Source organism: Streptomyces sp. NBC_00178, assembly GCF_036206005.1.
In the GTDB taxonomy this organism is placed as follows: Bacteria; Actinomycetota; Actinomycetes; order Streptomycetales; family Streptomycetaceae; genus Streptomyces.
The window spans coordinates 2,762,267-2,775,756 of sequence record NZ_CP108143.1; the positions used below are offsets into that span (position 1 = coordinate 2,762,267).

Here is a 13,490-nt window from a genome sequence, read left to right on the forward strand (position 1 = left end):
CGTCACTTCACCGAGGCGAGGATGGTGTCGGCCTTCTTGGCCGCCTCGGCCAGCAGCGCGTCGATGTCCGCGTCCTCCTTGGTCAGCACCGCCTGCATGACACCGTCGAGGACCGTGTAGAGCTGCTGGGCGTTGGGCGGCTCGACCTTGGTCTCCACCTGGGCGTTGCGCTCGATGAACGGCTGGTAGTTCTCGACCGGCGTGTTGGCGTACTGCTCGTGGATCCCGTCGATCTTCGCCTGCGCCTCACCGGCGAACAGCCGGGGCTGCGGCAGCCCGATCGGCACGCCCGTCTCCTTGGACCGCTTGCTGTCGACAGCCTCGCGCTCCGGGCTCCGCAGGTACTTCCACTGGACCCACTGGAGCCCGGCCTCGATCTTCTCCGGGGACGCCTTCGGGTTGAACATGAAGCCGTCGCCGCCGCCGAGGGTGGCGGTGCCGGGCAGCGCGGCGAGGCCGTACTCCGCGTACTCCCGCTCGAACTGCTTGACGATGGTGGGGATGTTGTCGGGTCCGGCCATGTACATCCCGAGCTTGCCGGAGCCCATCATCTTCTGGACGTCGGCTATCTCCAGGAGCTGGCGGGTGCCCATGCTCCTGTCGGTCCAGCGCATGTCGTGCAGGGCGTTGAGGGCTTTGCGGCCCGCCTCGCTGTCGAAGGCGGCCTTCCAGCGGCCTCCCTGCTTCGTGGCCACCTCCCCGCCCATGGAGTAGATCCACGAGGTGAGGTGCCAGCCGCCCTGGTTGTTCTTGCTGTAGTCGGCGTAGCCGACGGTGCCGTCACCGAGCGCACTGATCTTCTTCGCGGCGGCGCGGACCTCCTCCCAGGTGACCGGCGGCTTCGCGGGGTCGAGTCCGGCCTTGGTGAACAGCGCCCGGTTGTAGAGGAGGCCGAGCGAGTAGTTGCCGGTGGGCAGGCCGTACGTCCTGCCCTCGGCGTCCTTGAAGACCTTCATCAGCGCCGGGTCGATGTCTTCAAAGTACGGCACGTCACCGACGTACTCGCTGATGTCGGCCGCCTGGCGCCGCTGGATCAGTCCGGCCGGGTCGGTGAAGTAGACGTAGTACACGTCCTCCAGCTGGCCCCCCGCGAGTTTGGCCGCGAAGGTCTTCGGGTCCATCTGGCCCTCACGGGCGTCGATCCTGATCTTCGGATGGCTCTTCTCGAAGGCCGCGACGTCCTCCATGAAGTTCTTGCGGTCGACCGCCTGCGTCTTGGCCGGCATGCCGTTCACGCTGATCGTGACCACCCCGTCCTTGTCCACGCCGGAGGGCGAGGAGCCGGAGCCGCCGCACGCCGTGAGGGCGAGGGCGAGAGCGGCGGCCGTCGCCGAGCCGAGAACCTGACGTCTGCTGGTGCCTGGCATGCCAACCATGGGATTCGCGCCTTCCTCGGGGTCCGCTGCGGGGCTGTCGGACCCCGAGCACTGAGCTGCGCCGAAGGTAGAAGCCGGTTACGCAAGAAGTCAATGCATCAACGCAAGAAAGTAATCTCCACGGCTTGCGCAAGAAACACGGAGGACCCCCGGGGACCCTCAGGCCGGCCGGGCCGCGGTGGAGCCCCGGACGATCAGCTCGGTGTCGAACATCATGAGTTCGTTTGCACCCGCATGGCCCTCGATCTGTGCCATCAGGGAGGCCGCGACCGCCGAGGCCATGGCCTGGATCGGCTGGCGGGCGGTGGTCAGCGGCGGGTCCGTGGCCACCATGAAGGGCGAGTCGTCGAACCCCACCACGGAGAGGTCCTGCGGTACGGACACCCCCTGCCGACGGGCCCCGCGCACCACCCCGAGGGCCAGTGCGTCGCTGGCGCAAACGATGCCGGTGACCCCTTCGGCCAGCAGGCGCGGCAGCGCGGTGGCGCCCCCCTCCATGGTGAAGAGCGCGTGCACCACCAGGCGCCGCCAGTCGTCCGCGGCGACACCCCGGCGGGCGCAGAAGGCGGCGAAGCCGGCGAGCTTGCGGGCCGACGGGACGTGCCCCACCGGGCCGAGGACCATGCCGATCCGCTCGTGCCCGAGTGCCGCGAGATGGGTCAGCGCCTGGTCGGCGGCCAGCGCGTCGTCCACCCGGACCTGGGCGACCCCGAGGTTCTCGTCGGCGGCGTTGATCAGCACCATCGGGATCCGGCGTTCGCGCAGCGCACGGCCGTGTTCCGGACCCGCGTCGGCGTAACTGGCCCCGATGAAGACGATGCCTCCGATGTTCTGCTGGAGCAGCATCTCGATGTAGTGCGCCTCGGAGACGCCGTCGGCGGTCCGGGTGCACAGCACGGGTATGAGCCCGCGCTTGTTCAGCAGCCCGCACAGCGCCTCCGCGAAGGCCGAGAAGATCGGATTCTGCAGATCGGGCACCACCAGACCGATGAGGGCGGCCCGGTCCGCCCGGTACCGGCGGGGCCTTTCGATGCCGCAGACGTCGAGCGCGCTGAGCACCGCCTCGCGGGTCGCGCCCGCCACGTCGGGGCTGCCGTTCAGGACGCGACTGACCGTCGCCTCGCTGACACCCGCGTACTCGGCCACTTGAGAGAGTCGTCGTTTCGCCACGGAGCTCACCCTACAAAGAGCTACGCAAAAATGAAGATCACTTACGAAAAAAATCGACGAACTTGTCACGGCAGGTTCCGGCAGGCGCGGACGCGGGGCTTACGGGCACACGGCGGGCCTCGCCGGAAGGGGGTCCGGGGGGCCTCGCACGCACGTCGGCGAGGCGGCCGGGAGCGCGTGTCATCAGCACCCCGTTCGGCCAGGTACTATTTTCGAGTCAGCCGGCGCCGTTAGCTCAGTTGGTTAGAGCAGCTGACTCTTAATCAGCGGGTCCGGGGTTCGAGTCCCTGACGGCGCACCGACACCACAGTGGGCGGTCTCCCTCCGAGGAGACCGCCCACTGTGCGTTGTGCTGGATCAGAACTGCACGTCGGAGCACGCGTAGAACGCGTTGGTGGTGTCCGCGACGTTCCACACGGCCAGGATGATGTGCTTCCCGGTCTTCTGGGTCGGCATGGAGCCCTGGTGCGTCAGCGTCGCCGGCGGCTGCTGGTTGTTGTACGGCACCGTCATGAAGGGCTGCGATTCCAGGGCGGCCCTGGTGAGCGGCTTGGTGGGGTCCCAGCCGTTCTTGGTGATGTAGTACCGGAAGTCACTCGTGGAGTGGCGTGCCGTGAACTGCCACCGGAAGCTGTAGCCCTGCCCGGACGTGACCCTGGTGGCGGGCCAGCCGCCACCGCGCGGGTCGTCGAGCTGGGCGAACTGCCCGTTCCCGCCGGAACAGATCTTGCCGTCCGCCGGCCCTGCCGCCGGGAAGCCCTTGGGGCCCTCGACGCTCTGCGGCTCCCACTGGATGTTGCCGCAGTTGGTGACGGTGCCGTTGGCGCAGAGCTTCTGCCGGCTGATGGGGGTGTCCGTGTATCCGTGGCTGCTCGCGCTGCCGGTCGCGAACATGGAGACGCCGGCTATCGCCAGGCCGATGACGGCCGCGCTTGCCCTTTTCCGCATGCTGTGTCGCTCCTCGAGAACGTGGGGGATGTTCTGGGGATGATCTGAGCTGTGCTGCGCGCATCACTCTTGCGGTCTAGACCAAGTCCAGATTATTGACACGCCATGGACATGTCCAGACCAATGGGGAGCGGGTTTGGGCGCACCCCCTGGTACGGGAAGAGGCGATCAGGCCCCCTCGCCGCCGCTGCGCCCGGTGTAGAAAGCCACCGTCAGATCCCTGACCAGCGCCTTGTGTTCGTAGGCGTCGAGCTCGACGATGCCGCGCGCGGTCAGCCGTCCGACGGTGTCGTCCACCGCGTCGACGACCGCGGTGAGCACTCCGTCGCGGTGCTTCGCGTCGATGGCCGCCACCCGGCACCGCTGCATCGCGGCCGCGACCTCGGGGGCGTACTCGATCCCGGTCGGCTGGGCCGAGTACACCTCGACGCCCACGGGCTCGCAGTCCGCCCTCAGCACCCGGGTCAGCGCGTCGCCCACCGCTTCCGCGTCGCGCAGGGTGCGGGTGTCCTCGTGGAACGCGTCCGCCGGGAGCTGCGACAGCACCCGGGCCAGCGCCGCCTCCACCTGGTCGCGCAGATAGCGCTCGTGGTCCGCGATGCCGAGCGCGGCCCGCGCCGTGTCCTTCACCCGCCAGACGACGAGGACGACGACCCGCAGCGCGGTACCGCTCGCGTCCACGGCGGGCAGCGGCTCGCTGCGCCAGTGCCGGAGCCTCACGTCGACGCGGCGCCGCAGCAGGAGCGGGGAGACCCAGAGGAGTCCGGTGCGGCGGACGGTGCCCCGGTAGTCCCCGAAGAGGGTGAGCACCGAGGCGTACCCGACCCGCCCGCGCCCGAGGCCGCCGAGGGCGAAGAGCGCCACCGTCACCAGCAGGGCGATCAGCGCCCAGGACCCGGTGCCCATACCGGCGTACGGGCGCGCCCCGATCCCCAGCAGGTCCGGGACGGCGGCCGGAAGTGCACCGTGCCACCACAGCACGGCGAGGCCCGCGACGGCGCCGGCCGCGGCGGTGAGCAGCGCCGCCCAGCCGGGCAGCGCGGGTCCGGGGCGCTCCGCGAGCCGGGCATCGGCGAGCGGTGCGGGGCGTCCTGATGCGCGCGTCTGCGGCGAGCGCGGCATCGGCGGGCGCCGCACCGCTGTCCGCCGGGTGCCGCCCGTCGCGTCGGGTCCGGCGCCGTGGTCGTCGTCGCGGAAGAGCAGGTGGACGGGGATGGGCGCGGTCGTCTCGGTGCTGATGACGGGCTGTCTGCGCCCGGCGCCCCACCAGGCGACGGGGTCGGCGGCCCCGACGGCCATCGTCACCGCCGCGCGGGCCTCCTCGCGCGGCCGGACCGCGTCCCCGGACGGCGTGGCCGCGAACTCCGGCAGCAGGGCCGTGTCGGCGTCCGCCGCGAGTGCGCCCTCGTCCTCCGGCGCGCGGTCCGGAGTCCGGGGCGGGGCGGGAGCGGCGGACGGCAGCCGGGAGCCGAGGGCGCGGGATGCCGCCCCGGTCTCCGTATCCGTCGCGGCGCCGGTCCCCGGCTTCACCCCTGTCCCCGCCTTCGTCTCCGTCCACGTCCCGGCCGTGGGAACGGCTTCGTGGGGCCCCGCGTGCGGGGCGGGCAGCAGGGTCGCGCCCTGGGCCGCCGTGTCCGTTGCGGGCGTCGGCCCGGCGACCGGTTCCTCGTGCAGCACCGGCCCGGGGATCGCGACCGGCCCGTCCACCGGTGGCGGTACCGGGCCGGTCGCCGGGGCGGCATCCACCGGCTCGGGCTCCGTCACGGGGACGGCGTCCCGCTCCGCCTCGGTCCGCCGGTCAGGCGTGGTGCCGACGTCGGGTCCGAGGTCGATCACCGGTCCGGCGTCCGCCACGCGTCCGGCGTCCGCCACCGGTACGGCCGGCCCGGCCGCGTCCCGCACGTCACCGGCGTCCCGCACCGGGTCCGGGTCCCGCGGAGGCCGGGCCCCCCAGGCGGGCTTCGGCGCGCCCACCGGGCCCGCCCCCCACCTGGGCTGCGGGTCGCCCAGCGCCGCCCACCTCGGCTTCGGCCGCTCCGCAGCAGCCTCAGCCTGCGCGTCCAGCTCATCCGCAGCACGGGCCACGACGGGCCCCGATCCCCACCGCGGCGTGGTCTCGGGTACCGGCACGGGTTCGTGTACGGGCTCACTCAGGATCCCGCGCACCGGCTCGGTCAGGAGCGCGCGCCCGGGCTCGCCGTCCGGGTCCGGCAGCAGGTCGAGCGCGGGTCCGAGGTCCGGCGGGGCGCCGCCCGCAGCCCTGCCCACCCCTGCCACCGCGTCCAGCGCGGGCCCCAGGTCGGCCGGGATGTCGTCGACGTCGACCGCCGCCGCCGGCACCGGGCCGCACGAGGGCATGTCGACCGCCGCTGCCGGCACCTCGCCGCACGAGGGCGCGTCGGCCGTCCGCGGCAGGTCGTCGGCTCGCGCGCCGTCGTCCTCCACGGGCCGGCCGCCGCCCGCCGTCACGGCGGTCGCGTCACCCGCGCCCGGTCCGGGCACGACGACCCGCGGCCCCCTCTCCCCCAGCTCGTCCCACTCGCCGCGTACGTTCTCCGTGGATCGCATTCCCGCCTCCGTCATGTCCGTTCCGTCACCTGAGCCGTCACGCGAAGAGCCGGCGCCATGTCTCCGGCCCCGGGTATCCGTCCGCCGCGCCGCCGCTCCAGCCCTGGGCCCGCTGGAAGGCCTCGACGTTGCGCCGGTCCGCCTCCGTCCAGTCCGGCCCGGGGCCCGTCGTGTAGTGCTTGCCGTATCCCTTCTCCACCAGGCGTGTGCCGAGCTTCCGGACATGGGCGCTGGACCGGCCGGGCGCGAAGAAGCTCCGGCCCGGGTACGCCTCGGTCCCGGCGGGGCTGCCGCCCGTGGCCGCGGCGGGGATCCGCTTGCCGGTTCCGGCGACCAGCAGCCGCCAGGTGTGCGGGCCGGGGAGGCCGTCGGCCTCCTTGCCCTTCCACCCCTGCGCCAGCTGGAACGCCTGCGTGGCCCGCTTGTCCGCGTCGCTCCAGCGCGGTCCCGCGCCCTGCTTGTAGAAGCGCTTGCCGCCCTGGGCGATGAGCAGCGTGCCGAGCCGGGTCACGTGGGCGTTGTCGGCGCCCGGGCCGAACTTCCCCGCACCGGGGAACGCGGTCGCCGACCCGCTGACGGCGACGCCCTTGTAGCGGTAGGCCACGTACTTGGAGGAGTTGCTCCAGTACGCCATGGGCGTCGTCGCCTTCCGCGCGGTCGGGCGCGTCAGTTCGTAGGCGAGGTAGTGGCTGTGGGTGTGGTCGCTCCAGCCGCCGAAGACCGTGACGTGGGAACCGACCGCGGGGTCGGCCAGGTTGTGGAAGAGCAGGATGTCGCCGGGCTGCAGGTCGGCCCTGGCGATCTTCGTGCCGAAGGTGGCGAGGCTGCCGGTCCACTCGTTGCTGCCGAGGTTCCAGGCCATCGACACGAAGCCGGAGCAGTCCTGCCGGTACCCGTCCGACCAGTACGCCGCCATGTCGTACGGGACCTTCGCGGTCACCCACTTCTTGGCCCGGTTGATGATGTCGGCCCGGGTCGTGGTGCGCTGGACGGTGCCGGGGGCGGAGGGCGGGCCCGGGGTTCCGCCGCTGTTCAGGGGGCCCACCGATCCTTGCGGGGTGACCGGCTGCGGGTCGGCCGGCGTGTTGGCCCGGGTGTCCCGGGCCGAGGCGGCCGCGGCCGCCTCGTCGGCCCCGCAGGAGAGCACCATGCCCGCCGCGGTGACGAGCACCAGGGCGCGGCGCACACCGTGCGCCGCGGGGTGGCCTCCGTGCCGTACGGGCGTGGTGGCCGTCTCGCGCCGCCCCTGGGCGCACCCCGCGCATCCGCAGTCGGCGGCGGGTTCGTACTCCTCGAAGACCGGCACAGTCATGCGACTACTCCCTTTCCCTCGGCAGCCGTCCGGAGCTTCCACGACTCAGCTTTCCGGCATCACTCATGTTGACGGATTAAAGGGACAAAACGACCATGCGACAGGCCGGACGGCCGGGAATTGGTCAGGAGCACCCCCGCCCATCGGGTAAAGTTCTCCAGGTCAGCAGGCGCCGTTAGCTCAGTTGGTTAGAGCAGCTGACTCTTAATCAGCGGGTCCGGGGTTCGAGTCCCTGACGGCGCACGCAACAGCAAGGCCCCTTCACTCAGAGTGAAGGGGCCTTGCTCGTGTTCACCCCCGGCACGGAAGCGCCCCCGGGGCGCCTTGAGTCACCCCCGTGCGCCCCCTCGGCGCTCATCCGCAAATCATACGTATGGCTGGCAAACAGCCCTTTTCATCCTTGCCTTCACGCTTCCCTCTCGGACAGCCTGACCGGATGCCGTCCGGGGCGCCGCGACCCCCCGGACGGGTGGGCGGCGGGCGGTCTTCTCGCGGGACAGGGACCCCGCTCGTGTACGAACAGGCACGAATCGCGCAGGAATCCTGCGCGCAGGGGGATGACACATGACGTCGACGCCGTCAGGCGACCGGCAGCACCACGACCACCACGACCCTTCCGAGACGATCCGGCTGCGTGTGCCTCCGCAGCCGCGCCCCGGGAGACGGAGACAGCAGCAGAAGCCGCTGCCGCGCTACGACTACGAGCACTACAGCCGGCTCGCCGGGCCCCTGACCCAGCCGGACGCCGACCTGCCGTACACGGTGCGTTACCGCTCGCTCCTCTCGCAGGAGACCCACCGGATACGCGCGGCCCTGCTGCTCGGGGCCGCCCCGCTCGTCTCGCTGGGGCTCTTCGTCTGGCTCATGCAGCCCGGACACTGGACGGAGCGCGACCCGAACCTCCGCGACGACACCCTGCTCGTCCTCGACGCCGTGATGCTGGTGTCAATCGGCCTCATCGAGCTCTTCCGCACGATGAACGTGCTGTCCAACGCGCACGCGACCCTCGTGGCCCGCGACCCGGTCCCCGTCGTGCCCGAGAGCGGCACACGGGTCGCCTTCCTCACCTCCTTCGTCCCGGGCAAGGAGCCGCTGGAGATGGTGACGAGGACGCTCGGGGCCGCCGTCCGGATCCGGCACCGCGGACCGATGGACGTCTGGCTGCTCGACGAGGGCGACGACCCCGCGGTCAAGGAGGTGTGCGTCCGACTGGGTGTGCGCCACTTCTCCCGCAAGGGCGTGGCCCGCTGGAACCAGGCCACGGGCCCGCACCGCGCGAGAACGAAGCACGGCAACTACAACGCCTGGCTCGACGCCCACGGCGAGGCCTACGACTTCTTCGCCTCGGTGGACACCGACCACGTGCCGCTGCCCAACTACCTGGAGCGGATGCTCGGTTACTTCCGGGACCCGGACATCGGCTTCGTCATCGGCCCGCAGGTGTACGGCAACTACGACACGTTCGTCACGAAGGCCGCCGAGTCGCAGCAGTTCCTCTTCCACGCCCTCATCCAGCGGGCCGGGAACCGCTACGGCGCCCCCATGTTCGTCGGCACGAGCAACGCGGTGCGGATCAGCGCCATCAGACAGATCGGCGGCCTCTACGACTCGATCACCGAGGACATGGCCACGGGCTTCGAGATCCACCGCCACCGCAACCCGCTGACCGGCAGGAAGTGGCGCTCGGTCTACACGCCGGACGTCCTGGCCGTCGGTGAGGGGCCCACCGCGTGGACCGACTTCTTCACCCAGCAGCTGCGCTGGTCCCGCGGCACGTACGAGACGATCCTCAAGCAGTACTGGAAGGGCTGGTTCTCGCTGCCCCCGGGCAAGCTCTTCAACTACACGATGATGATCATCTTCTACCCGATGTCGGCCCTGAACTGGATCCTCGCCGCCCTGAGCTGCGCCCTCTTCCTCGGCATGGGCGCCTCGGGCGTGCAGATCGACCCGGTGATCTGGATGATGCTGTACGGCAACGCGTCGGCCCTCCAGATCGGGCTCTACGTCTGGAACCGCCGCCACAACGTCTCGCCGCACGAGCCCGAGGGCTCCGGCGGTCTGGCCGGCATGGTGATGTCCGCGCTCTCCGCACCGGTCTACGCACGCTCGCTGATGGACGCGGTGCTGCGGCGCGGGAGTTCGTTCGTGGTGACGCCCAAGGGCGACTCCTCCAGCCCGGACACCCTCTTCGGCACCTTCCGCATCCACCTGTTCTTCCTCGCGGTCTTCGGGGGGTCGATCGTCGCCTCCTTCGTCCTCGGACACAGCCACCCGGCGATGCTCACCTGGGCCTGTCTGGCCCTGCTGATCACCGCCGCGCCGATCGCCGGCTGGCGGTACACGGTCCGCGCGGAGCGGAAGCGGCGCCGGAGCGGGCCGCCGGCACCGCCCACCCGGCCCACACCGCCCGGGGAACCGGCCGCGGCACAGGACGAGCAGCCCACGCAGACCGCCCTTGGGGGACGTGACCGATGAAGTACCGACCGAACCGCCGCACCCACCGCCTGGCGATCGGTACGGCGGTGGTGCTCGCGCTCGCGGCGACGAACGGTCCGTGGCTGCACCGCTTCGGCACCGAGCGCTACCGCGCCTACGCGATCAACAAGCCGGACTACAAGGCGGCGAACGGCCACTGGGACTTCCTGGACGTCCCCTCCGAGTACCGGATCAACACGATCCACGCGGCGCTGCTGCACACCGGCAAGGTGCTCCTGGTCGCCGGTTCCGGCAACAACCAGAAGAACTTCGACGCGAAGACCTTCCGTTCGCTGCTGTGGGACCCGGAGAGGAACACGTACAAGGACATCCCGACGCCGAAGGACATGTTCTGCGCGGGCCACACCCAACTGCCGGACGGGAAGCTGCTCATAGCCGGCGGCACGAAACGGTACGAGAAGCTGAAGGGCGACGTCACCAAGGCCGGCGGCCTGATGATCGTCCACAACGAGGACCCGGACAAGCCGGTCACGGTGCCCGCGGGGACCCGCTTCACCGGCAGGGGCAACGGCAAGACCTTCGTGTCCAAGGACCCGGTGCTGGTGGAGCGGGCCAGGAAGGTCTTCGACAAGCGGACCGGTGCCTTCCTCCGCACCGAGCCCGGCCTCGGCCGGATCTACGTCGAGGCGCGGAAGTCCGGCACGGCGCACGGGACGGGCACCGAGGACAACTACCGGATCTCCGGGCTCTCCGGCTCCGACACCCGCAACGTGTACGGGATCGCGCAGAAGCTGGCCCTCGACAAGAAGGACTTCCAGGGCATCAGGGAGGCCTTCGAGTTCGACCCGGTCGCCGAGAGGTACATCGGCGTCGACCCCATGAAGGAGGCCCGCTGGTATCCGACGCTCACGACTCTGGCGGACGGCAGGGTCCTGTCGCTGTCCGGGCTGGACGAGATCGGCCAGATCGTGCCGGGCAAGGACGAGATCTACGACCCGGCGACCGGGAAGTGGGCCTACACGGGCGTGGTCCGGAGATTCCCCACCTACCCCGCGGTCTTCCTCATGAACGACGGCAGGCTCTTCTACTCCGGTTCGAACGCCGGTTACGGCCCCGCCGACGTGGGCCGCGACCCCGGTGTGTGGGATCTGGAGTCCGACACCTTCGAGAAGATCCCCGGACTCGGCGACCCCGACAGGACGGAGACCTCGGCGACCGTACGCCTGGCTCCCGCGCAGGACCAGAAGTACCTGGTGATCGGCGGCGGTGGCGTCGGTGAGTCACGGCGGTCCAGCGAGAAGTCCCGGCTGGTCGACCTGACGGAGGAACACCCGCGCTTCCGGGACGGCGCGTCGCTCGGCGAGGGCACCCGCTACCCGAGCGCCTCCCTGCTCCCCGACGACTCGCTGCTGGTCACCGGCGGTTCCGGCGACTACCGCGGGCGCGGCGGGTCCGACATCCTCCAGGCCAGGCTGTACGACGCGCGGACGGACTCCTACCGGCGGGTCGCGGATCCGGCGGTGGGCCGCAACTACCACTCGGGATCACTGCTCCTGCCGGACGGCCGCGTCATGGTCTTCGGCTCCGACCCGCTCTACGCGGGCCGGGCCGGCACGCGGCCGGGCACCTTCGAGCAGCGCATCGAGATCTACACGCCGCCGTACCTCTACCGGGACGGCCGGCCCGAGCTCACGGCGGGACCCGCGCGCATCGCCCGGGGCGGCAAGGGGCTGTTCACGACACGGCACGCGTCGTCGATCACCTCGGCGAAGCTGATGCGCCCCGGCGCCGTCACGCACGTCACGGACACGGACCAGCGGTCGGTCGCGCTGGGACTGGAGAAGTCCGGCGGCAGCATCACCGTGACCGTCCCCCGCGGCCGGGCGCTGGTCCCGTCCGGCTGGTACATGCTCTTCGTCACCTACGCCGACGGGACGCCGTCGGAGGGGATGTGGGTCGAGATCCCCTGACGCCCCGCCAAGGGCTGTCCCGTGGTCCCCGGCGGGATCACGGGACAGCCCTCAGATGCGGTCCGGCCCCCGCTCGGCGGGGCTCCCGGAGGGCGGTTTCGTGAAGAGCACGTCGCGGGCCTGTTCGGCGGCGCGCGTGATGCTCTCGGAGACGAAGTCCATGAAGCGGGCCACGTTCTCGAGGCGGGTACCGGCCTCGGTGCCGGGACCCAGGACTCCGACACCCTGCCGCGCGGTCTCGACGAGCTGTTCTGTCGCGCGTGCGCTCGCCATCATCGACTGGAACCAGACGTCGTTGTCGACGCAGTAGCGCTCACGGCGGCGTTCGTCACGCTCCCGGCGGACCAGGCCCTGGCCGTCGAGGAACGCCATGGCCTTGGAGACGGACGCCGGGCTGACCTGGAGGTGTTCGACGAGGTCCGCCGCCGTGAGGGTGCCGGAGTCCGTGATGGTGAGGGCGGCCAGCACGCGGGCCATCATCTTCGGCATGCCCGACTGGACGAGGACGGCGGTGTACGACTCCTCGAACGCGCGCACCTCCTCGGCGTCCCGCCCCGGCGCGACGGGTGTCGCCGACGGGTCCCGGAGCGCGGTCTGCTTGCGCCGGTGCGAGCGCTGTTCGGTGGCGCGGTGCGCACGGTCGGCCCGATAGGCGGTGGGTCCGCCGTTGCGCATGACTTCGCGCGTGATCGTCGAGGTGGGGCGGTCGAGGCCCCGGGCGATCTCCGCGTAGGCGAGGTCGTCCGCCAGTCCCAGCGCGATCTGCCGGCGTTCCTGCTGGGTGAGCCTGCCTCCCGGCATGGGGCGTCTCCTTCGTGGTCCGTGAGGCACCGACCATAGCGTTCACCTTCATCCCATTGCAACGAACTCTCCTTCCCTGTTGCGTTAGCCCACAGAACCATTGCAATGAAATAGCGGCAACTACCTGCAACTACTGGCTCGTTGCGCAATAACGTCATTGCCGGGTCCGCGAACGCAACGTAGCGTTTCTGTTGTCAGAAACGAAGAGCCCAAGGAGCACACCATGCAGAAGTTCGACACCCCCGCCCCGGTCTCGGTCGTCGTGGACGTCCCCGCGGGACGCATCCGGCTCATCGCCGCCGACCGCACCGACACCGTCGTCGAGGTCCTCCCGGCGGACGCCTCCAAGAGCCGCGACGTGAAGGCCGCCGAGCAGACCGAGGTCGTCCACGAGGACGGGGTCCTGCGGATCAGTCGCCCGGCCGCGAGGAACCGCGTCCTCGGCACCTCCGGATACGTCGAGGTGACGGTCCGGCTGCCCGTCGGCTCGCACGTCGAGGCGAAGACCGCCGACGCCGAACTCCGCGGCGTCGGACGGCTCGGCGACGTCACCTTCGACAGCGCGCAGGCCACCGTCAAGCTCGACGAGGCCGCGACCGCCCGCCTCACGGTCCTCGCCGGCGACATCACGGTCGGGCGCCTCGGCGGCCCCGCCGAGATCAGTACCAGCAAGGGCGACCTGACCGTCACCGAAGCGCTGCACGGCACCGTCACGTTGCGGACCGACAAGGGCGACATCACGGCCGGCGCCGCCCGCGGGGTCTCCGCCTCCCTGGACGCCGGCACCGCCTACGGCCGGATCGACAACGCGCTCAGGAACACCGCCGGCACCCCGGACCTCACCATCCACGCGACCACCTCCTACGGCGACATCACCGCCCGCAGCCTCTAGAAGGAGCTCTCCCC

The 13,490-nt window shown here is 71.0% G+C and carries 9 protein-coding genes and 2 tRNA genes; 5 read left to right on the forward strand and 6 right to left on the reverse strand.

Annotated features, from left to right (window positions below):
• Positions 1 to 2: 2 nt before the first annotated feature.
• Both OHT61_RS11820 and OHT61_RS11825 read right to left on the reverse strand, forming a co-directional pair.
• Positions 3 to 1,367, reverse strand: coding sequence for an extracellular solute-binding protein (locus OHT61_RS11820; protein WP_329037601.1), 1,365 nt, complete (start codon positions 1,365 to 1,367; stop codon positions 3 to 5).
• A gap of 168 nt (positions 1,368 to 1,535) precedes the next feature.
• Positions 1,536 to 2,546, reverse strand: coding sequence for a LacI family DNA-binding transcriptional regulator (locus OHT61_RS11825; protein ID WP_329037602.1), 1,011 nt, complete (start codon positions 2,544 to 2,546; stop codon positions 1,536 to 1,538).
• A gap of 224 nt (positions 2,547 to 2,770) precedes the next feature.
• On the opposite strand from OHT61_RS11825, the gene OHT61_RS11830 reads away from it, so the two are divergent.
• Positions 2,771 to 2,844: transfer RNA gene (locus tag OHT61_RS11830), tRNA-Lys, on the forward strand.
• Between the two features lie 59 nt (positions 2,845 to 2,903).
• Here the strand turns inward: OHT61_RS11830 and OHT61_RS11835 are convergent.
• From OHT61_RS11835 to OHT61_RS11845, 3 genes are all read right to left on the reverse strand, one after another.
• Entirely contained in the window at positions 2,904 to 3,494 is a 591-nt protein-coding gene (locus OHT61_RS11835) for a lytic polysaccharide monooxygenase auxiliary activity family 9 protein (RefSeq protein WP_329037604.1), read from the reverse strand.
• Between the two features lie 168 nt (positions 3,495 to 3,662).
• Positions 3,663 to 6,062 carry an SPFH domain-containing protein gene (locus tag OHT61_RS11840; protein WP_443049409.1) on the reverse strand — a complete coding sequence of 800 codons (2,400 nt, stop codon included), beginning with the start codon at positions 6,060 to 6,062 and terminating at the stop codon, positions 3,663 to 3,665.
• Positions 6,063 to 6,099: 37 nt separating this feature from the next.
• A complete protein-coding gene (locus tag OHT61_RS11845; RefSeq protein WP_329037606.1) occupies positions 6,100 to 7,374 on the reverse strand; it encodes a peptidoglycan-binding protein in 1,275 nt (424 codons plus the stop codon).
• Positions 7,375 to 7,543: 169 nt separating this feature from the next.
• Here OHT61_RS11845 and OHT61_RS11850 point away from each other — a divergent pair.
• From OHT61_RS11850 to OHT61_RS11860, 3 genes are all read left to right on the forward strand, one after another.
• Positions 7,544 to 7,617, forward strand: a tRNA-Lys gene (locus OHT61_RS11850).
• A gap of 321 nt (positions 7,618 to 7,938) precedes the next feature.
• Positions 7,939 to 9,852: a glycosyltransferase family 2 protein gene (locus OHT61_RS11855; protein WP_329037609.1), complete on the forward strand. Its 1,914-nt coding sequence runs from the start codon at positions 7,939 to 7,941 to the stop codon at positions 9,850 to 9,852.
• Positions 9,849 to 11,783 carry a kelch motif-containing protein gene (locus OHT61_RS11860; RefSeq protein WP_329037612.1) on the forward strand — a complete coding sequence of 645 codons (1,935 nt, stop codon included), beginning with the start codon at positions 9,849 to 9,851 and terminating at the stop codon, positions 11,781 to 11,783. The genes OHT61_RS11855 and OHT61_RS11860 overlap by 4 nt, the downstream gene beginning before the upstream one ends.
• Before the next feature lie 51 nt (positions 11,784 to 11,834).
• Here OHT61_RS11860 and OHT61_RS11865 read toward each other — a convergent pair whose 3' ends face one another.
• Positions 11,835 to 12,584, reverse strand: coding sequence for a GbsR/MarR family transcriptional regulator (locus OHT61_RS11865; RefSeq protein WP_329037615.1), 750 nt, complete (start codon positions 12,582 to 12,584; stop codon positions 11,835 to 11,837).
• Between the two features lie 223 nt (positions 12,585 to 12,807).
• Between OHT61_RS11865 and OHT61_RS11870 the strand changes: the two genes are divergently transcribed.
• A complete protein-coding gene (locus OHT61_RS11870; RefSeq protein WP_329037617.1) occupies positions 12,808 to 13,476 on the forward strand; it encodes a DUF4097 family beta strand repeat-containing protein in 669 nt (222 codons plus the stop codon).
• The last annotated feature ends 14 nt before the right edge of the window (positions 13,477 to 13,490 follow it).